The organism is Streptomyces sp. NPDC003248 (assembly GCF_055563235.1).
Genome location: NZ_JBVHDT010000001.1, coordinates 289,228 through 308,412 on the forward strand (window position 1 = coordinate 289,228; position 19,185 = coordinate 308,412).

General features: G+C 71.2%; 17 protein-coding genes. 9 read left to right on the top strand and 8 right to left on the bottom strand.

The features are described 5' to 3' along the window. Positions 1-74 precede the first annotated feature (74 nt). Complete coding sequence (gene recD2 / locus ACZ3KJ_RS01270) at positions 75-2,333, top strand: SF1B family DNA helicase RecD2 (RefSeq protein WP_467523674.1); 2,259 nt, start codon at positions 75-77, stop codon at positions 2,331-2,333. Positions 2,334-2,574: 241 nt separating this feature from the next. Further along, positions 2,575-3,864, top strand: a complete 1,290-nt coding sequence (locus tag ACZ3KJ_RS01275; RefSeq protein WP_385062554.1) for a citrate synthase — start codon at positions 2,575-2,577, stop codon at positions 3,862-3,864. A gap of 732 nt (positions 3,865-4,596) precedes the next feature. On the opposite strand, the gene ACZ3KJ_RS01280 is transcribed toward ACZ3KJ_RS01275, so the two are convergent. The 3 genes from ACZ3KJ_RS01280 to ACZ3KJ_RS01290 all read right to left on the bottom strand — a co-directional run bounded on the left by ACZ3KJ_RS01280 (position 4,597) and on the right by ACZ3KJ_RS01290 (position 7,923). Continuing rightward, on the bottom strand, positions 4,597-6,855 hold the full coding sequence (locus ACZ3KJ_RS01280; RefSeq protein ID WP_467523677.1) for a heavy metal translocating P-type ATPase: 2,259 nt from the start codon (positions 6,853-6,855) through the stop codon (positions 4,597-4,599). Positions 6,856-6,938: 83 nt separating this feature from the next. Further along, positions 6,939-7,178 (bottom strand): heavy-metal-associated domain-containing protein, encoded by a 240-nt coding sequence (locus ACZ3KJ_RS01285; RefSeq protein WP_467523678.1) that lies wholly within the window; start codon positions 7,176-7,178, stop codon positions 6,939-6,941. Positions 7,179-7,251: 73 nt separating this feature from the next. Next, a complete protein-coding gene (locus tag ACZ3KJ_RS01290; RefSeq protein ID WP_467523680.1) occupies positions 7,252-7,923 on the bottom strand; it encodes a TetR/AcrR family transcriptional regulator in 672 nt (223 codons plus the stop codon). A 176-nt stretch (positions 7,924-8,099) separates the two neighbouring features. Between ACZ3KJ_RS01290 and ACZ3KJ_RS01295 the strand changes: the two genes are divergently transcribed. Together ACZ3KJ_RS01295 and ACZ3KJ_RS01300 are read left to right on the top strand one after the other, a co-directional pair. Then, positions 8,100-10,343, top strand: a complete 2,244-nt coding sequence (locus ACZ3KJ_RS01295; RefSeq protein WP_467523682.1) for an MMPL family transporter — start codon at positions 8,100-8,102, stop codon at positions 10,341-10,343. A gap of 67 nt (positions 10,344-10,410) precedes the next feature. Continuing rightward, complete coding sequence (locus ACZ3KJ_RS01300; protein WP_467523684.1) at positions 10,411-11,454, top strand: zinc-dependent alcohol dehydrogenase family protein; 1,044 nt, start codon at positions 10,411-10,413, stop codon at positions 11,452-11,454. On the opposite strand, the gene ACZ3KJ_RS01305 is transcribed toward ACZ3KJ_RS01300, so the two are convergent. The 3 genes from ACZ3KJ_RS01305 to ACZ3KJ_RS01315 all read right to left on the bottom strand — a co-directional run bounded on the left by ACZ3KJ_RS01305 (position 11,435) and on the right by ACZ3KJ_RS01315 (position 13,381). After that, positions 11,435-11,998: a GNAT family N-acetyltransferase gene (locus ACZ3KJ_RS01305; protein WP_467523685.1), complete on the bottom strand. Its 564-nt coding sequence runs from the start codon at positions 11,996-11,998 to the stop codon at positions 11,435-11,437. The genes ACZ3KJ_RS01300 and ACZ3KJ_RS01305 overlap by 20 nt on opposite strands. A 166-nt stretch (positions 11,999-12,164) precedes the next feature. Continuing rightward, a complete protein-coding gene (locus ACZ3KJ_RS01310) occupies positions 12,165-12,635 on the bottom strand; it encodes an NUDIX domain-containing protein (protein WP_467523687.1) in 471 nt (156 codons plus the stop codon). A 2-nt stretch (positions 12,636-12,637) separates the two neighbouring features. Then, on the bottom strand, positions 12,638-13,381 hold the full coding sequence (locus ACZ3KJ_RS01315) for a helix-turn-helix domain-containing protein (RefSeq protein ID WP_467523688.1): 744 nt from the start codon (positions 13,379-13,381) through the stop codon (positions 12,638-12,640). A 117-nt stretch (positions 13,382-13,498) separates the two neighbouring features. Here ACZ3KJ_RS01315 and ACZ3KJ_RS01320 point away from each other — a divergent pair, with 117 nt between their 5' ends. The 3 genes from ACZ3KJ_RS01320 to ACZ3KJ_RS01330 all read left to right on the top strand — a co-directional run bounded on the left by ACZ3KJ_RS01320 (position 13,499) and on the right by ACZ3KJ_RS01330 (position 15,697). Then, positions 13,499-13,726, top strand: a complete 228-nt coding sequence (locus tag ACZ3KJ_RS01320; protein ID WP_467523689.1) for a hypothetical protein — start codon at positions 13,499-13,501, stop codon at positions 13,724-13,726. A 287-nt stretch (positions 13,727-14,013) separates the two neighbouring features. After that, entirely contained in the window at positions 14,014-14,886 is an 873-nt protein-coding gene (locus tag ACZ3KJ_RS01325) for a radical SAM/SPASM domain-containing protein (RefSeq protein WP_467523690.1), read from the top strand. 7 nt (positions 14,887-14,893) lie between these two features. After that, on the top strand, positions 14,894-15,697 hold the full coding sequence (locus tag ACZ3KJ_RS01330) for a hypothetical protein (protein ID WP_467523691.1): 804 nt from the start codon (positions 14,894-14,896) through the stop codon (positions 15,695-15,697). Between the two features lie 88 nt (positions 15,698-15,785). On the opposite strand, the gene ACZ3KJ_RS01335 is transcribed toward ACZ3KJ_RS01330, so the two are convergent. Continuing rightward, positions 15,786-15,986, bottom strand: coding sequence for a MerR family DNA-binding transcriptional regulator (locus ACZ3KJ_RS01335; RefSeq protein WP_467523692.1), 201 nt, complete (start codon positions 15,984-15,986; stop codon positions 15,786-15,788). 212 nt (positions 15,987-16,198) lie between these two features. Next, positions 16,199-17,116, bottom strand: a complete 918-nt coding sequence (locus ACZ3KJ_RS01340) for a sugar phosphate isomerase/epimerase family protein (RefSeq protein ID WP_467523693.1) — start codon at positions 17,114-17,116, stop codon at positions 16,199-16,201. 228 nt (positions 17,117-17,344) lie between these two features. Between ACZ3KJ_RS01340 and iolC the strand changes: the two genes are divergently transcribed. Further along, positions 17,345-18,295, top strand: coding sequence for a 5-dehydro-2-deoxygluconokinase (gene iolC, locus ACZ3KJ_RS01345; protein WP_467523694.1), 951 nt, complete (start codon positions 17,345-17,347; stop codon positions 18,293-18,295). Next, a complete protein-coding gene (locus ACZ3KJ_RS01350) occupies positions 18,292-19,182 on the top strand; it encodes a Cgl0159 family (beta/alpha)8-fold protein (protein WP_467523695.1) in 891 nt (296 codons plus the stop codon). The genes iolC and ACZ3KJ_RS01350 overlap by 4 nt, the downstream gene beginning before the upstream one ends. Positions 19,183-19,185: the final 3 nt, after the last annotated feature.

Below are 19,185 nucleotides of genomic sequence, written 5' to 3' on the forward strand. Positions count from 1 at the left end.
GAATCGATTACACGGCGAGGTGCAAGACCCCGAGACCGGATCGTGATGTCAGACCCCCGCTGTAGCGTCGGGGCATGACCGATCAGGCGGGGACCTCCGCGCAGACGGGGGAGCGGCGGCTCGCGGTGCTCGAAGGCGTCCTGGAGCGGATCACGTACGCCAACGAGGAGAACGGCTACACGGTCGCCAGGGTCGACACCGGCAGGGGCGCCGGCGACCTCCTCACGGTGGTCGGCGCGCTGCTCGGCGCCCAGGTCGGCGAGTCCCTGCGCATGGAGGGCCGCTGGGGCTCCCACCCGCAGTACGGCAAGCAGTTCACCGTGGAGAACTACACGACGGTGCTGCCCGCCACCGTCCAGGGCATCCGCCGCTACCTCGGCTCGGGCCTGGTCAAGGGCATCGGCCCGGTCTTCGCCGACCGCATCACCCGGCACTTCGGCCTGGACACCCTCACGATCATCGAGGAGGAGCCGAAGCGGCTGATCGAGGTGCCCGGCCTCGGCCCGAAGCGCACGAAGAAGATCGCCGACGCCTGGGAGGAGCAGAAGGCGATCAAGGAGGTCATGCTCTTCCTCCAGACCGTCGAGGTGTCGACGTCCATCGCGGTCCGCATCTACAAGAAGTACGGCGACGCCTCGATCTCGGTCGTGAAGGACCAGCCGTACCGGCTGGCGGCCGACGTCTGGGGCATCGGCTTCCTCACCGCCGACCGGATCGCCCGCTCCGTCGGCATCCCGCACGACAGCCCCGAGCGCGTCAGGGCGGGCCTCCAGTACGCCCTGTCGCAGTCCACCGACCAGGGCCACTGCTACCTGCCCGAGGAGCGGCTGATCGCCGACGCGGTCAAGCTGCTCCAGGTGGACACCGGGCTCGTCATCGAGTGCCTCGCCGACCTCGCGGCGCCCCCGGAGGAGGGCGAGGACCCCGGCGTCGTCCGGGAGAAGGTGCCGGGACCGGACGGCGGCGACGCCGTCACGGCCGTCTACCTGGTCCCCTTCCACCGCGCCGAGCTCTCCCTCGCCGCGCAGGTGACCCGGCTGCTGCGCACCGGCGAGGACCGTATGCCGGGCTTCCGCGACGTGGCCTGGGACAAGGCGCTGGCCTGGCTGAAGGGCCGTACCGGCGCCGACCTGGCGCCCGAGCAGGAGGCCGCCGTCCGGCTGGCGCTCACCGAGAAGGTCGCCGTGCTCACCGGAGGCCCCGGCTGCGGCAAGTCCTTCACGGTCCGCTCGATCGTGGAGCTGGCCCGCGCCCGGAAGGCCAAGGTCGTCCTGGCGGCCCCCACCGGCCGGGCCGCCAAGCGGCTGGCCGAGCTGACCGGCGCCGAGGCCTCGACCGTCCACCGCCTGCTGGAGCTCAAGCCCGGCGGCGACGCGGCCTACGACCGCGACCGCCCGCTCGACGCGGACCTGGTCGTCGTGGACGAGGCGTCCATGCTGGACCTGCTGCTGGCCAACAAGCTCGTCAAGGCCGTGCCCCCCGGCGCCCATCTGCTCTTCGTCGGTGACGTGGACCAGTTGCCCAGCGTCGGCGCGGGCGAGGTCCTGCGCGACCTGCTCGCCGACGGCAGCCCGGTCCCCGCGGTCCGCCTCACCCGCGTGTTCCGCCAGGCCCAGCAGTCGGGCGTGGTGACCAACGCCCACCGGATCAACGCCGGACAGCACCCGGTCACCGACGGGATGAAGGACTTCTTCCTCTTCGTGGAGGAGGACACGGAGGCGGCCGGCCGGCTCACCGTCGACGTCGCCGCCCGGCGGATCCCGGCGAAGTTCGGCCTGGACCCGCGCCGGGACGTCCAGGTCCTCGCCCCGATGCACCGCGGCCCCGCCGGAGCCGGCACCCTCAACGGGCTCCTCCAGCAGGCCGTCACCCCCGGCCGCCCCGACGTGCCCGAGAAGCGGTTCGGCGGCCGCGTCTTCCGCGTCGGCGACAAGGTGACCCAGATCCGCAACAATTACGACAAGGGGAAGAACGGCGTCTTCAACGGCACCGTGGGCGTGGTCACCTCGCTCGATCCGGTCGACCAGCGTCTGACGGTGCTGACCGACGAGGACGAGGAGGTGCCGTACGAGTTCGACGAACTGGACGAACTGGCCCATGCGTACGCGGTGACGATCCACCGCTCCCAGGGCAGTGAGTATCCCGCCGTGGTGATCCCCGTCACGACGGGGGCATGGATGATGCTCCAGCGCAATCTCCTGTATACGGCGGTGACCCGCGCGAAGAGGCTGGTGGTCCTCGTCGGCTCACGCAAGGCGATCGGGCAGGCGGTGCGCACGGTGTCCGCGGGGCGGCGCTGCACGGCTCTCGACTTCCGGCTCTCGGGCTCCTGAACTCCCCCTCGGCCTCCCGGGCCCGCGGCATCGTAAAAAATGATCGATCAAATGAGTCGTGAAGGTCACAGAGCACTTCCGCAACCGTGACGGAGGCGGCAGGATGAGCAGGCTGGCGGCACTCAGTGCCGCCGACAAGCCCAATGGTCGACCCCGAGTGCACTCTCCTGCGCCAAATGGGGGAGGGTAGAGACAGTCAGGGCAACCTCGAAGAAGAGGCACAACGTCGGTGAGGGATGACGTGAGCGACAACTCTGTAGTAGTGCGGTACGGCGACGGCGAGTACACCTACCCGGTGATCGACAGCACCGTCGGCGACAAGGGCTTCGACATCGGGAAGCTCCGCGCCCAGACCGGTCTCGTGACCCTGGACAGCGGATACGGCAACACCGCCGCCTATAAATCCGCGATCACCTACCTGGACGGCGAGCAGGGCATCCTGCGCTACCGCGGATACCCGATCGAGCAGCTTGCGGAGCGCTCCACCTTCCTGGAGGTCGCCTACCTGCTCATCAACGGCGAGCTGCCGACCGTCGACGAGCTGAGCGTCTTCAAGAACGACATCACGCAGCACACCCTGCTGCACGAGGACGTCAAGAACTTCTACCGCGGCTTCCCGCGCGACGCGCACCCGATGGCCATGCTGTCCTCGGTGGTCTCCGCGCTGTCCACCTTCTACCAGGACAGCCACAACCCGTTCGACGAGAAGCAGCGCAACCTCTCCACGATCCGGTTGCTCGCCAAGCTTCCGACGATCGCGGCGTACGCGTACAAGAAGTCGATCGGTCACCCGTTCGTCTACCCGCGCAACGACCTCGGCTACGTCGAGAACTTCCTGCGCATGACCTTCTCGGTCCCGGCCCAGGAGTACGAGCTCGACCCGGTCGTCGTCTCCGCCCTGGACAAGCTGCTCATTCTGCACGCCGACCACGAGCAGAACTGTTCGACCTCCACCGTGCGTCTGGTGGGCTCCTCGCAGGCGAACATGTTCGCCTCGATCTCCGCCGGCATCAACGCCCTGTGGGGCCCGCTGCACGGTGGCGCCAACCAGTCGGTGCTGGAGATGCTGGAGGGCATCCAGGCCAACGGCGGCGACGTCGACTCCTTCATCCGCAAGGTGAAGAACAAGGAGGACGGCGTCCGCCTGATGGGCTTCGGCCACCGGGTGTACAAGTCCTTCGACCCGCGCGCCAAGATCATCAAGGCCGCCGCGCACGATGTGCTGTCCGCCCTCGGCAAGTCCGACGAGCTGCTGGACATCGCGCTGAAGCTGGAGGAGCACGCGCTGTCCGACGAGTACTTCGTCCAGCGCAACCTCTACCCGAACGTCGACTTCTACACCGGCCTGATCTACCGGGCCATGGGCTTCCCGACCGAGATGTTCACGGTCCTGTTCGCCCTCGGCCGCCTGCCGGGCTGGATCGCCCAGTGGCACGAGATGATCAAGGAGCCGGGCTCCCGCATCGGCCGCCCCCGCCAGATCTACACGGGCGTGGTCGAGCGCGACTTCGTCCCGGTCGAGGAGCGCTGACACCTGCCGGGTGGGGGCGCCGGCCGCCCGGCGCCCCTGTCACGGGGCACATGCCGCCACGGCTGACGGGGTGGTCCGTGCCGTGAGCACGGAGGGCCCCGACGCAGGGCTCCTGCGCAGGGCTCCAGGGACGCGGCAACGCGTCGGACGCACGGCATGACAGAAGGCGCCCTGGTGCGCCGGTCCCCCCACGGGCCGACGACCAGGGCGCCTTCCCATGTCCCGGTGCGGATTCCCCCCACGGGATCCGGCCGGGCGTCTGTGAGGACACAGCGCCTGAATTCGCTGATGCCGTATGCGGTTGTCGAGCGGGCGGGTGGTGAGCGAGGACGGGTCGAGCCCGCCGTCCTCCCGCCGTGTGCGATCTGCCGGGACAACGCACGCCGGGAGGGCCGCTCAAAGCTTCCCGGTGTACGTGCCCCGGCAACGCATCTCTGAGGAAGTCCCCCAAGACATCCCCAGATGCCAGTTCGCGCCCCCCAAGACGCTTGCTGACATCGTCAACTTAGACCGTCGAACCCCTTCGATGGTTACGTTCACGTCACTGTGATCTGTGTCTCGCGCATATCCCCCGTCGGATACGCGCGCGGCCGGATACAGCGATCGGCCCGGGCGTAAGAATGATGCGCGAGCCTTGTGAAGAGCTTATGTGAGGCGCGCGCCGGACTCCAGGGGAGTTGTTGTTTCACCTTCGCCTAACCGGCGGTAACTTCCGGGCGTCCTCACCGCGTGTCAGCGGAACGTCCGCAACCGCAGACTGTTCGTGACCACGAAGACCGACGAGAACGCCATCGCGGCCCCCGCGAGCATGGGGTTCAGCAGGCCCGCGGCGGCCAGCGGCAGCGCGGCCACGTTGTACCCGAAGGCCCACACGAGATTGCCCTTGATCGTCGACAGGGTCCGCCGGGACAGCCGGATGGCGTCCGCGGCCACCCGCAGGTCCCCGCGCACCAGCGTCAGGTCGCCCGCCTCGATCGCCGCGTCGGTCCCCGTCCCCAGGGCCAGGCCGAGGTCGGCGGTGGCGAGCGCGGCCGCGTCGTTGACGCCGTCGCCGACCATCGCGACGACCCGTCCCTCGCCCTGGAGCCGCCGTACGACGGCGACCTTGTCCTCGGGCAGCACCTCGGCGACCACCTCGTCGATGCCGACCCGGGCGGCCACCGCCTCCGCCACGGCCCGGTTGTCGCCGGTCAGCAGCACCGGGTGCAGCCCCAGCGCGCGCAGCTCGCGCACCGCCTCGGCGCTGGTCTCCTTGACCGTGTCGGCCACGGCCAGCAGGCCGCGCACCGCCCCGTCCCACCCGACGACGACCGCGGTACGGCCGTCCCGCTCGGCCTCCTCCTGGGCGCGGGCCAGCTCGGGCGGCAGCGGCTCGCCGGTGTGCTCGGCGAGCCGCCCCACGGCCACCTCGTGGCCCTCCACCCGCCCGCGCACGCCCCGTCCGGGCACGTTCTCGAAGTGCTCCACCTCCGGCAGCCGCCCGGTGCGCTCCTCGGCGCCCGCGGCCACCGCGCGGGCGACCGGATGCTCGGAGGCGTGCTCCAGGGCGCCCGCGAGCCGCAGCAGCTCCTTCTCGTCGGTGCCCTCGGCGGCGTGCACGCCCTGGAGGGTCATCCGGCCGGTGGTGACGGTGCCCGTCTTGTCGAGGACGACGGTGTCGACGCGGCGGGTGCTCTCCAGCACCTCGGGGCCCTTGATGAGGATGCCGAGCTGCGCGCCCCGGCCCGTGCCGACCAGCAGCGCGGTCGGGGTGGCGAGGCCCAGGGCGCACGGGCAGGCGATGATCAGGACCGCGACGGCCGCCGTGAACGCGGCGGCGGTGTCGCCGGTGACGCCCAGCCAGGCGCCGAAGGTGACGGCCGCGATCAGCAGCACCACGGGGACGAAGATCCCGGCGACGCGGTCGGCGAGGCGCTGCACCTCGGCCTTGCCGTTCTGCGCGTCCTCCACCAGCTTCGCCATCCGGGCGAGCCGGGTGCCGGCGCCGACCCGGGTCGCCTCGACGACGAGCCGGCCGCCGCGGTTCACGGTCGCGCCGGTGACGGGGTCGCCCGGTCCGACGTCCACCGGCACCGACTCGCCGGTGAGCATCGAGACGTCGACGGCGGAGACGCCCTCGACGACGGTCCCGTCGGTGGCGATCTTCTCACCCGGCCGGACGGCGAACCGGTCGCCGACCGCCAGCCGGTCGGCCGGGACGCGCACCTCGCGCCCGTCGCGGAGCACGGCCACGTCCTTCGCGCCCAGCTCCATCAGCGCCCGCAGGGCCGCGCCCGCGCGCCGCTTGGAGCGGGCCTCCAGGTAGCGGCCGAGGAGGATGAACGCGGTGACGCCCGCGGCGACCTCCAGGTAGATCGTGGAGGCGCCGTCGGTGCGGGAGACGGTGAGCTCGAAGGGGTGCCGCATCCCCGGCATGCCCGCGTGACCGAAGAAGAGCGCCCACAGCGACCAGCCGAACGCGGCGAGCGTGCCCACCGAGACGAGCGTGTCCATGGTGGAGGCGCCGTGCCGCAGGTTCGTCCAGGCCGACCGGTGGAAGGGCAGGGCGCCCCAGACGACGACGGGCGCGGCGAGGGTCAGCGACAGCCACTGCCAGTTGTCGAACTGGAGTGCCGGAACCATCGCCAGCAGGACCACGGGCGCCGCGAGCAGGCCGGAGACGAGCAGGCGGTTCCGGAGCGCGGAAAGCTCCGGGTCGGTGCCGGCGGGGGTCTCCTCCGGCTCCGGGCGTGCGGGCTCCTCGGCGGTGTAGCCCGTCTTCACGACGGTGGCGATCAGGTCGGCGACCTGGATCCCGGCGGGGTAGGTGACCCGCGCCTTCTCCGTCGCGTAGTTGACGGTCGCGGTGACACCGTCCATGCGGTTGAGCTTCTTCTCCACGCGGGCCGCGCAGGACGCGCAGGTCATGCCGCCGATGAGCAGCTCGACCTCGGAGGCGCCGGACGTGGCGGAGGTCTCGGTTATCGGTGCCGTGGCGGTGGTACTGGGCATGTCGGTACTCCAGGGAGCGGAACGGGCCGCACCCGACCGGTGCCGACCGGTCGGGTGCGGCCCGATGCCGAGGGGGGCGTGTCTCAGGCGCGTCCGACCAGTTCGAAGCCGGCCTCGTCGACGGCGGCGCGTACGGCCTCCTCGTCGAGGGCGGTGGTGGAGACGACGGTGACCTCGCCGGCGCCGGCGACGGCCTTCACCGACGTGACGCCGGGCAGTTCGGTGAGCTCGCCGGAGACCGCGCCCTCGCAGTGGCCGCAGCTCATGCCGCTCACCTTGTAGACGGTGGTGACGGAACCCGGGGTGTCGGTGTGGGCGGTCATGTCGTTACTCCTCGTCGAGGCAGGTGGGGCTGAGGGGGTCCGAGGGGGCCTCCACACCACCCAGACTATACCCCTAGGGGGTATTTCTCAAAGAAGCCGCGCCGGTGTCGGGGTGGGTGTCCGCCAGGGGCTCCAGGTAGCGGACGAGGACGTTCTTCAGCTCCTGGACGTACGCGTCCCGCTCGCCGCCCTCGTGGGCGAGGATCAGCTCCAGCCCCGCCTTGTACAGGCCCAGGCACATGTGGGCGGTGCGGGTGAGGGCCGCGGGCGGCGTGTCGGGCAGGAGCGAGGCGAGCAGGCCCTCGATGCGGGTGACCAGCCCGGCGTGCAGCGCGTCGTGCTCCTCGGCGAGGCGGCCGGGGATGTCGGGGCCGTGCATCAGGGAGAAGAGCGCCGGGTGCTCGCAGTTGAAGTCGACGAACCGGTCCACCGCGGCGTCGACCGCCTCCCGCAGGGTGGTGGCGGCGGTGGCCGGTGCGAGCGCCTCGCCGTAGGTGGCCCGCAGCTGGTGCATGAGGCGGTCGCCCAGCTCGATGGCGATGGCCTCCTTGTTCGGGAAGAACTGGTAGAGGGTGCCGGGCGAGACGCCGGCCTCGCGGGCGATGGCGTTGGTGCTGGCGGCCGTGTAGCCGGTGGTGCAGAAGACGGACGCGGCGGCTTCCAGGAGCTGGGCGATGCGGCGCTCGCCGCGGGCCTGGCGGCGGCGCGGCGGCTCCTGTTCCTGGTGGGCGGCGGTTTCGGACACGCGTTATCCCCGGCTCTCCGAACGCGATTGACAAACGCGAGCGGTCGCTCGCATTCTTGATCCGTGGAACGCGAGCGATGTCTCGTGTTTGCCAGTCTATGGGCAGTGACCGATCCATGCTGCCTGTCCACACCGGCACAGGTCACGCCGCATCATCCTGGAGGGGACCCCGCACGATGTCCGAAGTCAACGGCCCGCCGCGTGTCGGAGCCGGACCGTCCCGCCCCGTTCACCGGGCGGCGGCCGCGCTGACCGCCCGCCCCCGGCTGACACTCCTGGCCGCCCTGGTGCTCACCGTCCTCGCGGCGCTGGCCGGCAGCGGGGTCGCCGACCGGCTGGGCAGCGGCGGCTGGGAGGACCCCGACGCCCAGTCGACCTACGCCACCCGGGCCCTGGAGCGCGAGTTCCCCGGCTCCCAGCCCAACCTGCTGCTGCTCGTCGGCTCCGGCCGCGCCTCCGTCGACGACCCGGCGGTCGCCGCCGAGGCCGCCCGGCTCGCGGAGAGCCTCGCGGGGGAGGAGGGCGTCGTCGGCGTCGGCTCCTACTGGCAGTCCAGGACACCCGCCCTGCGCGCGGAGGACGGCCACGAGGCGCTGATCGCCGCACGCCTGACGGGCGACGAGAAGACGAGGAGCGGGACCCTCGACCGCATCGCCTCCTCCTACCGCGGCACGCACGGCCCGGTGGAGGTGCGCATCGGCGGCATGGTCGCCGTGCAGGACGAGATGCAGACGATCATCCAGGAGGACCTCACCCGCGCCGAGATCATCGCCCTGCCGATCACCCTGGTGCTGCTGGTGATGGTCTTCGGCAGCGCGGTCGCCGCCCTGCTGCCGCTCGCCATCGGCATCGTCGCGATCCTCGGCACCAACGCGATCCTCAGCGGCCTGGCGGCGTTCACCGACGTCTCCGTCTTCGCGATCAACCTCACCACGGCCCTGGGCCTCGGCCTCGCCGTCGACTACGCCCTGTTCATCGTCCGCCGCTTCCGCGAGGAACTCGCCGGCGGCGCCGATCCGTCGACCGCCATCGCCACCACCCTGCGCACGGCGGGCCGCACGGTGCTGTTCTCCGCGCTCACGGTGGCGGTGTCGCTGGCGGCGATGCTCGTCTTCCCCCAGTACTTCCTGCGGTCCTTCGCCTACGCCGGCATGGCGGTGGTCCTGCTCGCCGCCGCGGCCGCCCTGATCCTCCTGCCGGCGGCCCTCGCCCTGCTCGGCCACCGCGTCAACTCCTGGGACCTGAGGGCCCTGCTGCGCAAGCGGCGCGGACCGTCCGGGCAGGCGGCCCCCGGCGGCGCGGCGGGCACGGCCTGGGCGCGCACCGCGACCCTGGTCATGCGCCGCGCCCCCTTCTTCGCCCTCGGGACGACCGCCGTCCTCGTCCTCCTCGGCCTGCCGTTCCTCGGCGTGAAGTTCGGCACCGCGGACGACCGCCAGCTGCCCTCCTCGGCCGAGTCGCACGTCGTGCAGCAGCACATCAGGGACGGCTTCCCGGGCAGCCCCGGCGGCGGCCTGGAGGTCCTCGCCGAGGGGAAGGCGACCGAGGCGCAGTACACCGCCTACAAGGAGCGCGTCGCCGGCCTGCCCGAAGTGGCCCGGGTGGACGGCCCGCTGGTGCGGGGCGACACCGCGTACTTCACGGTCCAGCCCGAGGGCGAGGCCGTGGGCGAGGCCGCCCAGCGCCTGGTGGCCGACCTGCGCGCCACCGAGGCGCCGTTCGACACCAAGGTGACCGGTTCGGCGGCCGTCCTGGTCGACTCCCGGCACGCGATAGCCGAACAGCTCCCCCGGGCGGCGGCCTTCATCGTGATCGTCACCCTGTTCCTGGTCTTCCTGCTGACCGGAAGCGTGCTGATACCCCTCCAGGCGGTGCTGCTCAACGCGCTCAGCCTGACGGCGATGTTCGGCGCGGTCGTCTGGGTCTTCCAGGACGGCCACCTCTCCGGCATGCTCGGCTTCACCAGCCCCGGCTCCATCGAGACGACCCTCCCGGTCCTGATGTTCTGCGTGGCCTTCGGCCTCTCCATGGACTACGGCGTCTTCCTGCTCTCCCGCATCAAGGAGGAGTACGACCACACGGGCGACCACGAGCGGGCGATCCGCCTGGGGCTCCAGCGCACGGGCGGTCTGATCACCGCGGCGGCCGTCATCCTGGCCGTGGTGATGGTCGCGATCGGCACCTCCCGGGTGACCAACACGAAGATGCTCGGCCTCGGCATCGCGCTGGCGGTCCTGATGGACGCGATGGTGGTCCGCAGCCTCCTCGTCCCGGCGATCATGCGGCTCACCGGGCGGGCCACCTGGTGGGCACCGGCACCCCTGCGCGGGTTCCACCGGCGGTTCGGGCTCAGCGAGGGGGAGCCGGCTCCGGCCGCCGAGGCGGACCTCCGGCGGGACACGGTGGGGGCGCGCGGATAACGTTCGGCCGGGTCCCGGGACGGCCGTCCCGGGACCCGGGCCGGACGAGAGACGAGGGCGACGACACATGCGGGCTGTGGTGTTCGAACGGTACGGGGAGGCGGCCGAGGTGCGGGAGGTGGCGGACCCGCGGCCGGCGGAGCACGGGGTGGTGGTGCGCGTCGAGGCCACCGGGCTGTGCCGCAGCGACTGGCACGGCTGGATGGGCCACGACCCCGACATCACCCTGCCGCACGTGCCCGGCCACGAACTCGCCGGAGTCGTCGAGGAGACCGGCGCCCGCGTCACCCGCTGGAAGCCCGGCAACCGGGTGACCGTGCCCTTCGTGTGCGGGTGCGGCAGCTGTCCGTCCTGCGCGGCGGGCGACCACCAGGTGTGCGAGCGGCAGACCCAGCCGGGCTTCACCCACTGGGGCTCCTTCGCCCAGTACGTGGCACTGGACCACGCCGACGTGAACCTGGTGGCGGTCCCCGACGGCCTCTCCCACGGCACCGCCGCCTCCCTCGGCTGCCGGTTCGCCACCGCGTTCCGGGCGGTCGTCGGCCGGGGCCGGGTCGCGGCGGGGGAGTGGGTGGCGGTGCACGGCTGCGGCGGGGTGGGCCTGTCGGCGGTGATGATCGCGGCCGCCTCGGGAGCACGGGTCGTCGCCGTGGACGTGTCACCGCGCGCCCTGGAGCTGGCGCGTACGTTCGGCGCGGCGGAGTGCGTGGACGCGCGGGACACGCCGGACACGGCGGCGGCGGTGCGCGAGGCGACCGGCGGCGGGGCGCACCTCTCCCTCGACGCCCTCGGCTCACCCGCCACCTGCGCCGCCTCGGTGAACGGCCTGCGCCGCCGCGGCCGGCACGTCCAGGTCGGCCTGCTGCCCTCGGCCGACGGCGCGACCCCCGTCCCGCTGGCCCGCGCCGTCGCCCTGGAGCTGGAACTCCTCGGCAGCCACGGCATGGCCGCCCACGCCTACCCCGGGATGCTGGAGCTGGTCCGGGCGGGAGTGCTCCGCCCCGACCTGCTGGTGACGTCCGCGATCGGGCTGGACGCCGCACCGGAGGCGCTGGCGGCGATGGGGACCGCGCCCGGGGCGGGGGTGACCGTCATCGAGCCGTGGCGGTGAGGGCGGCCCACTCGCGGTCCAGGAGGGCCATGAGCACCTCGTCCACCCACACCCCGTCCCGCAGCGCGGCCTCCCGGCGCACACCCTCCACCACGAACCCGGCCTTCTCGTAGACGCGCCGGGCCCGGGCGTTGTCGCCGTACACCTCCAGCTGGATGCGGTGCAGGCCCAGCCGTTCGAAGCCGTAACCGACGACGAGTCGGGTCGCCTCGGTGCCGATCCCCCGGTCGCGCCCCCGGGGCCCGATCAGGGTACGGAAGGTGCAGCTGCGCGCGTCCGGGTCCCGGTCGTACAGGACGACCTCGCCGACGAGTTCACCGGTGGCCCGGTCGGTGACGGCGAGGTCGAGGCGGTCGGGCGAGCCGGAGCGGGTGGCGTACCACGCCCGCAGGCGCTCCGGCGTGAGCTCACCGTTCGCGGGAAACGTGAACCGGATGACCTCGGGATCACCGATGATCTCCCACATCCCCTCGGCATCGGCCTCCGTGAAGGGACGCAGCACCGTTTTCTCACCGGCCAGCACGGGTTTGACGGAGAAGTCCATGTGGGGCACTGTGCCTTACGCGGGGGTGGGGTACGGAACGGGTTTCGGGACCGTTCCCTTCGGCGGCTCGGGCAACCGGATCGTGTAGGGCAACCCGATGTCAAAGGCCCTCCGGGGTGATCCTGGAGAGCCGCCGTCAGCGTTGCCGTCATGAGGGTGCACGGCATCAGCCGAGGTATGGCTGTTCGCGGTGTTCCAGGAAGTGCCGAAGCCGTAGCCGCTGTGTGTGGTGCATGGGCAACTCGGCCAGCTCGCCCGCCGGGACGAATCGCAGCTCCGTGGACTCGTGGGAGATCGCGAGGCGTCCGCCGATCACTCGGGCGATGAAACAGACGTTGAACTGTCGACGCACCTCACCGTCCGTGTAAGCGATGACGTGGCGCGGGTCGGTATAAGTCCCCACGAGCCCGGTGATCTCCACGTCCAGGCCCGTTTCCTCCTTCACTTCGCGGACGGCGGTTCCCGGCAGGGAGTCGGTCATCTCCATGCCACCGCCGGGCAGCGCCCAGAGATCGTTGTCTCGTCGGCGCTGGAGAAGGATGCGTCCTTCGTCGTCGGTGACTACCGCGGATGCCGCGACGACCAAGCTGTTGGGCTTGGGGGCGCCTGGGTCGTCGTAGTACTCGGTGCGCGCCATGATCACCTTTCTCGGACCGGCGTCGCGGTCGCCCACACCGCAGCGAAGCTGTCGGCGTACGTGTCGAACATGCCGCCTGCCTTGCTTCGCCGCAGGTGCCAGACAGGGGCAGCGTAGGCGTTCACGCCCCAGACGTGGGCGTTGACCAGTGCCTGATCATCAGCCCGGTAGAGCGAGCTGTAGAGCGTAGTGGCATGGGTCCGCACATCGATGCCAGGTACCCCGACAAGGGGGCGATAGTGCATCAGTGCGAGGCGGCAACGGGACTGGATTCCGTGGCCGAACTGCTCTTCGTCGCCACGCTGCTGGACGTTTGAGCTGTCCGCGTCGCCGAGTGCGATACGGACAGCGCAGCCCTCGGCCGCTCGCTCCGTCAAGAGCTCGTTGAGGCGCGGGTACGCCTCGTGCAAGAAGAGGGCGGCGTACACCAGCACGTCGATCTGCTCGCGAGCCTGGGTCAGCATGTCCACGATGGTGGACACCGGGACGTCCGCCCGCTGGTCGTAGAGAGCCACAAGTTCCGGGCTGACGGCGCGGGCGGGGCGTGGCTGCCGGAGAGCCGGCCATAGAGCGTGCAGGTCTTCTCCCAGCGTTTCCGCTGCCAGCATGGCGGTGGCACGACGTGGCGTACGCCCCAGGTTGACCCATCGTTCGACGGACTTCGGATCGACTTCGACCTTGTCCGCGAGGGCGTTGTACGTCCAGCCACCGGCCGCCATGGCAGCACGCAACCTCTCGTTCGGCATCTCAATCTCTCTCGATCCGGGGACGGCACCAGGGACGTTCTACCCGACGCAGGACGTCCCGAAGTGGGGTTTGTCGGTGGTTCCAACGTCCTGATGAACGGCAGGAAGCTCGTGTGCATGGCGAGCAATCAGACCCGACCAGGCATCGGTGAGCTGGCGAAGGACAGTGCCAGCGGACGCACCGGGGTCGTCATGGGTGAAGTCGGCGGCCGTGTCCAGATGCGCCCGTTGCAGGGCGGCAGGGAGTGGGACGCCATGCCGGACGACGTGGTGTCGCTCAGTGCGCGAGAGGAACTGAGCGCACGTCTGGCCACGAGGAACGGCAACAGTCGGGTCGGGCTGTGATGCGCGCTGTCAGCCGGTATGCCGGGGCCCTGTTCGCATCCACATCAGCGGTTCGTGCGGACGCTGTGAATGGGACGGGAGTCCATTGATTCCGAACACGTGGTCGCGCAGGCGCAGGCCGACCATCTCACCAAGGGAACTGGGCTTGTCGGAGATCGTCCGTGACTGGCGAGACGGCGACATCTCTGGAACTCCGCTTCTGGCGGTCCGAACAGCGCATGGTCCGCCAGGAGCGAGGCGCAACACGCAGCACCTCGTACGGGAAACGACGAACGAGAGGAAAACGAATGACTGTCGTTGCAGAGGCTCCGGTCACCAAGAGCACGGGTGCGCCCGGTCTCGTGTGGCTGGATCTCACCCGTAAGTGCCAGCTCGCCTGTGGCCACTGCCACAACGAATCCGGCCCGGACGGAACGCACGGCTCGATGACCACCGAGGACTGGACCCGCGTGCTCGACGAAGCTGCCGCGGCCGGCGTTCCCCGAGTGCAGTTCACCGGGGGTGAGGTCACCACGCACCCCGAGGCGCCGGCCCTGATCTCGCACGCGCTGAAGCTCGGCCTGGCTGTCGAGGTGTACAGCAACATGGTCCATCTCAACGAGAGTTGGTGGAGCCTGCTCAGGCGGGAGGATGTCAGCCTGGCCACGTCGTACTACGGCCAGGAGGACGCGCATAACGCGGTCACTGGACGGAACAGTCATACCCGCACTCGAGCGAACATCGTGAAGGCAGTGGCGGAGAAGATCCCGATCCGAGTGTCTGTGATCGTCTCCGATCCGTCCGACACCGGTGAGGGGACCGAACGGGAGTTGGCGGCCCTGGGCGTCCGTAACATCCGCGTCGATCACGTTCGGCCTTTCGGGCGTGGGGCGAACGGGCAGGAGCCGTGCATGGACGGCCTCTGCGGGCGATGCGGGGACGGGCGCGCGTCCATCGGTCCGAACGGCTCGGTGTCCCCGTGCGTCTTCTCCACGTGGCTGAGCGTGGGAAACGTCCAGGACGCACCCCTGGGCGCTATCCTCGGCGGCTCCGAGATCGCACAGGCCAACGCGACCATTCGAGCGGGGCGCAACTTCGGCGGCTTCCGCGCCTGTGGTCCCGACACCGACGACGAGTGCTCTCCGGGGACACCCGGAAGTGAGTGCACCCCGAGGAACTGAACGGACCATGGACACCGATCCCCCCGAATCCGCGATTCTCCCCCTGATCCGGGAACACACGGGCCACGTGGACCGGATCCGCCGGACCGAGCGGGGCTTCAGCTCGGACCTGACGGCCGTTGTCGACTGCGCCCGGGGGTCTTTCTTCGTCAAGGCGATGCGCAATCGGCCGGGCGGCCGACGGGAGTCCCTCATCAGGGAGAGGCGGATCAGCGCGTACCTCGGACACGTCTCGCCGCCCTTGTCGTGGGACGTGGAAGCCGAAGACTGGTTGGTCCTGGGCTTCGAAGCGGTCGACGGCAGGCCGGCCGACTTCGCGCCCTACTCGCCGGACCTTTCCCTGGTGGTCGACGCGATCGGCGAGATCGGTCGGTTGTCCCTGCCGCGGGTCGCCCGGGAATGGACCGAGACGCGATGGGACCGGTTCGCCTCGGACAGCTCGGAGGCCGAGCTGTTCCGGGGGGATTCGCTTCTCTACACGGACATCAATCCGAGCAACTTCCTCGTGGCCGAGCGGCGCGTGTGGGCCGTGGACTGGGCATGGCCGACGCGAGGCGCGGGGTTCATCGACCCCGCTGTGCTGGTTCTCCAGCTCATCGCCGCCGGGCACTCCCCGGAGCGTGCCCAGAAGTGGGCGGATCGGTTGCCCGCGTGGCGTAAGGCGGCCCCGCAGGCGATCGATGCCTTCGCTGCCGCCAACCTGCGAATGTACCGGTCCGCTGTCGGACGGAAGCCCGATGCGGACTGGCTGAAGGCCATGGTCGGAGCGTGCCAGGCGTGGACCGGCCACCGAAGGGTCGCCACGGAGTAGCACACGAGACCGGACCACCCGGAATGCCGTCCAGGCTGACGGGTGGTCCGGTCGTGGAAACAGCGTGGGCGCCGCCGGTCCGGCGGGGTCAGTCCGTGCGGCGGCCGCGGTTGCCGGGTCGGGAGGCGACCCAGGCGAGGACGGTGTCGACGTACCAGTAGCGTCTGCCGCCCTCGATGCGGTCGGGCGGGGGCAGCAGCCCGTGCTTGCGGTAGGAGCGCACGGTGTCCGGCTGCACGTTGATGTGCGCCGCGATCTCCTTGTAGGACCAGAGCCGTCGGTCGGCCATGAGTGCACCTCCCCGCGCGGCCGGGCGGCGGCCGGGAGGCCGCCGGGGGAGCCCGGCGTCACGCTGGTGATCACCGGGCCCTTGCCCGGTGGACGGCCCCCGTGTGACCGTACGGATGCGGTTGTGGACCGACTGTGACGTGGCGGTCGCGCATCCGTGACATATGTCGTATGCCTGACATTCGCGACGGGTGTGCCGGAGGGCCCGGAGGGCTACGCCCCGCAGGACCGCAGGAAGGCCCGGGTCCGCTGCGCGATCGGCAGGGGGCGGTCCGGCTCGCACGGGTACATGTCCTGCTCGACGATCGCGAACAGGTCGACGTCCAGTTTCTGCGCGGCCTCCAGCACCGGGCCCAGCTCCGGCACCCCGGACGGCGGTTCGCACATCACGCCCTGGGCGACCGCGGGCCCGAACGGGGTCCCCTTCGCCCGCACGTCCGCCAGGACCTCCGGGTCGACCTGCTTGAGGTGCAGGTAGCCGATGCGTTCCCCGTAGGTCTCGATCAGCTTGACGCTGTCGCCGCCGCAGTACGCGTAGTGCCCGGTGTCGAGGCAGAGCGACACCGAGCCGGAGTCCGTGCCGTCCAGGAAGCGGGCGACGTTCTCCTCGCTGTCGATGTGGGTGTCGGCGTGCGGGTGGACGACGATGCTCAGGCCGTACCGCTCGCGCACCTCCCGCCCCAGCCGTTCGGTGAGCGAGGTGAGGTTGCGCCACTGCTCCGGTGTGAGCGTGTCCGGTTCGAGCACCTCGCCGGTCTTGTCGTCCCGCCAGAAGGAGGGGATGACCACCAGGTGGGAGGCGCCCACCGCCTGGGCCAGGGCCGCGTTGTCGGCGACGTGCGCCCAGGTCCGGTCCCAGACCGCCGCGCCGTGGTGCAGCCCGGTGAAGACCGTGCCCGCGGACACCTTCAGCCCGCGCCTCGTCGTCTCCTCGGTGAGGACGGCCGGGGCGGTCGGCAGGTACCCGTAGGGGCCCAGTTCGATCCACTCGTAGCCGGAGAGCGCCACCTCGTCGAGGAAACGCCGCCAGGGCACCTGCCGCGGGTCGTCGGGGAACCAGACGCCCCAGCTGTCGGGGGCCGAGCCGATCCGGATGCGGGACAGTGGGGGCTGAGGTGACAACGACGTCATGGGCGTCAGCGTGCGGTCTCCCCGAAAGGGTGTCAAGAGCTGGTCCGAATGTCCGGACAAAACATTGACAGGGTCCACCGCGGCGGACTACAAAGCCGTGAGGAGCCGTTACGGCGGCACGCCCGGCAGGCGGGCAGGAGCGCAGACGGGCAGGCGCACAGGAGCGCAGGCGGCAGGCGCACAGGCTTGCAGGCGCACGGGCGTGCAGGCCGACACGAAGGGATCTCGATGGCGTACGACCTGATCACCATGGGGCGGATCGGAGTGGACCTCTATCCGTTGCAGACGGGGGTCCCGCTGCCGCAGGTCACGTCCTTCGGGAAGTTCCTCGGCGGGTCCGCGACCAACGTCGCCGTCGCCGCCGCCCGCCTCGGCCGGCGCACCGCGGTGATCACCCGTACCGGTGACGACCCGTTCGGCACCTATCTGCACCAGGCCCTGCGCGACTTCGGCGTCGACGACCGCTGGGTCACCCCCGTCCCCGGCCTGCCGACCCCGGTCACCTTCTGCGAGGTCTTCCCGCCGGACGACTTCCCGCTGTACTTCTACCGGCAGCCCAAGGCGCCCGACCTGGAGATCGACGCCCACGACCTCGACCTCGACGCCGTCCGCGACGCCCGCGTCTTCTGGGTGACGGGCACCGGCCTGAGCCAGGAACCGAGCCGCACGGCGACGCTGGCGGCCCTCGCCCACCGCGCCAAGGCCGGCACCACCGTCTTCGACCTCGACTGGCGGCCCATGTTCTGGACCGACCCGGACGCGGCCCGCCCCTTCTACGCCGAGGCCCTGAAGCACGCCACCGTCGCCGTCGGCAACCTCGACGAGGTGGAGGTCGCCACCGGCGTGCGCGAACCGCGGGCCGCCGCCCGCGCCCTCCTCGACGCGGGCGTCGACATCGCCGTCGTCAAACAGGGGCCCGAGGGCGTCCTGGCCGTCAGCCGCGCGGGCGAGTACGCCGAGGTCCCCCCGCTCCCGGTGACCGTCCTCAACGGCCTCGGCGCCGGGGACGCCTTCGGCGGCGCCCTCTGCCACGGCCTCCTCGCGGGCCGCGACCTGGAGACGGTCATGCGGTTCGCCAACGCCGCCGGCGCCATCGTCGCCTCCCGCCTGGAGTGCTCCTCGGCCATGCCGACCCCCGACGAGATCGAGGCGGCGCTCACGGCGGGAGCCGTGCGGTGAGCGTCGACGTCGCGGAACTCGTGCGCACCCGCACCCGCCATCCGGAGGCGATCGCGGAGGCCGCCGCCCGCCGCGTCCGGCGGCCCCTGCTGGGCACGAGCGATCGCTTGATGATCGTCGCCGCCGACCACCCCGCCCGTGGCGCGCTCGGCGCGGGCGGCCGCTCCCTGGCCATGGCCAACCGCGCCGACCTGCTCGAACGCCTCTGCCTGGCCCTGTCCCGGCCCGGTGTCGACGGCGTCCTCGCCACCGCCGACATCCTCGACGACCTGCTCCTGCTCGGCGCCCTCGACGGCAAGGTCGTCATGGGCTCGATGAACCGAGGCGGCCTCCAGGGCGCCCGCTTCGAGCTCGACGACCGCTTCACCGGCCACCGCGCCGAGGACATCGAACGGCTCGGCTTCGACGCGGGCAAACTGCTCCTGCGCATCGACTACGACGACACGGGCTCCCTCACCACCCTGGAGTCCACCGCCCGCGCGATCGACGACATGGCCGCACGCCGGCTCCCCGTCTTCGTCGAGCCGTTCATCTCCCGCCGCGCCCCCGACGGCGGGCTCCGCAACGACCTGTCCGCCGAGGCCGTCACCCGGTCCATCGCCATCGCCTCCGGACTCGGCGGCACCTCCGCCTACACCTGGCTCAAGGTGCCGGTCACCGACAACCCCGACGACATGGCCGAGGTCATGGAGACCTCCACCCTGCCGGCGGTCCTGCTGGGCGGCGAGGTCGGGGGCTCCGTCGAGGACCAGGCCGGCGCGTACGAGAAGTGGCGGGGCGCGCTGCGCCTGCCCACCGTCCGCGGCCTGGTGGTCGGCCGTTCGCTGCTGTACCCGGCGGACGGGGACGTGGCCGCCGCCGTCGACACCGCCGTAGGACTGCTGTGAGGG

Coding starts and splice junctions, on each gene's coding strand:
- ACZ3KJ_RS01280 (WP_467523677.1), bottom strand. CDS start 6,855: ATGCCCAGTACCACCGCCACGGCACCGATAACCGAGACCTCCGCCACG.
- ACZ3KJ_RS01295 (WP_467523682.1), top strand. CDS start 8,100: ATGTCCGAAGTCAACGGCCCGCCGCGTGTCGGAGCCGGACCGTCCCGC.
- ACZ3KJ_RS01315 (WP_467523688.1), bottom strand. CDS start 13,381: ATGCCGAACGAGAGGTTGCGTGCTGCCATGGCGGCCGGTGGCTGGACG.
- ACZ3KJ_RS01320 (WP_467523689.1), top strand. CDS start 13,499: ATGGCGAGCAATCAGACCCGACCAGGCATCGGTGAGCTGGCGAAGGAC.
- ACZ3KJ_RS01300 (WP_467523684.1), top strand. CDS start 10,411: ATGCGGGCTGTGGTGTTCGAACGGTACGGGGAGGCGGCCGAGGTGCGG.
- ACZ3KJ_RS01330 (WP_467523691.1), top strand. CDS start 14,894: ATGGACACCGATCCCCCCGAATCCGCGATTCTCCCCCTGATCCGGGAA.
- ACZ3KJ_RS01335 (WP_467523692.1), bottom strand. CDS start 15,986: ATGGCCGACCGACGGCTCTGGTCCTACAAGGAGATCGCGGCGCACATC.
- ACZ3KJ_RS01285 (WP_467523678.1), bottom strand. CDS start 7,178: ATGACCGCCCACACCGACACCCCGGGTTCCGTCACCACCGTCTACAAG.
- ACZ3KJ_RS01310 (WP_467523687.1), bottom strand. CDS start 12,635: ATGGCGCGCACCGAGTACTACGACGACCCAGGCGCCCCCAAGCCCAAC.
- ACZ3KJ_RS01305 (WP_467523685.1), bottom strand. CDS start 11,998: ATGGACTTCTCCGTCAAACCCGTGCTGGCCGGTGAGAAAACGGTGCTG.
- iolC (WP_467523694.1), top strand. CDS start 17,345: ATGGCGTACGACCTGATCACCATGGGGCGGATCGGAGTGGACCTCTAT.
- recD2 (WP_467523674.1), top strand. CDS start 75: ATGACCGATCAGGCGGGGACCTCCGCGCAGACGGGGGAGCGGCGGCTC.
- ACZ3KJ_RS01340 (WP_467523693.1), bottom strand. CDS start 17,116: ATGACGTCGTTGTCACCTCAGCCCCCACTGTCCCGCATCCGGATCGGC.
- ACZ3KJ_RS01325 (WP_467523690.1), top strand. CDS start 14,014: ATGACTGTCGTTGCAGAGGCTCCGGTCACCAAGAGCACGGGTGCGCCC.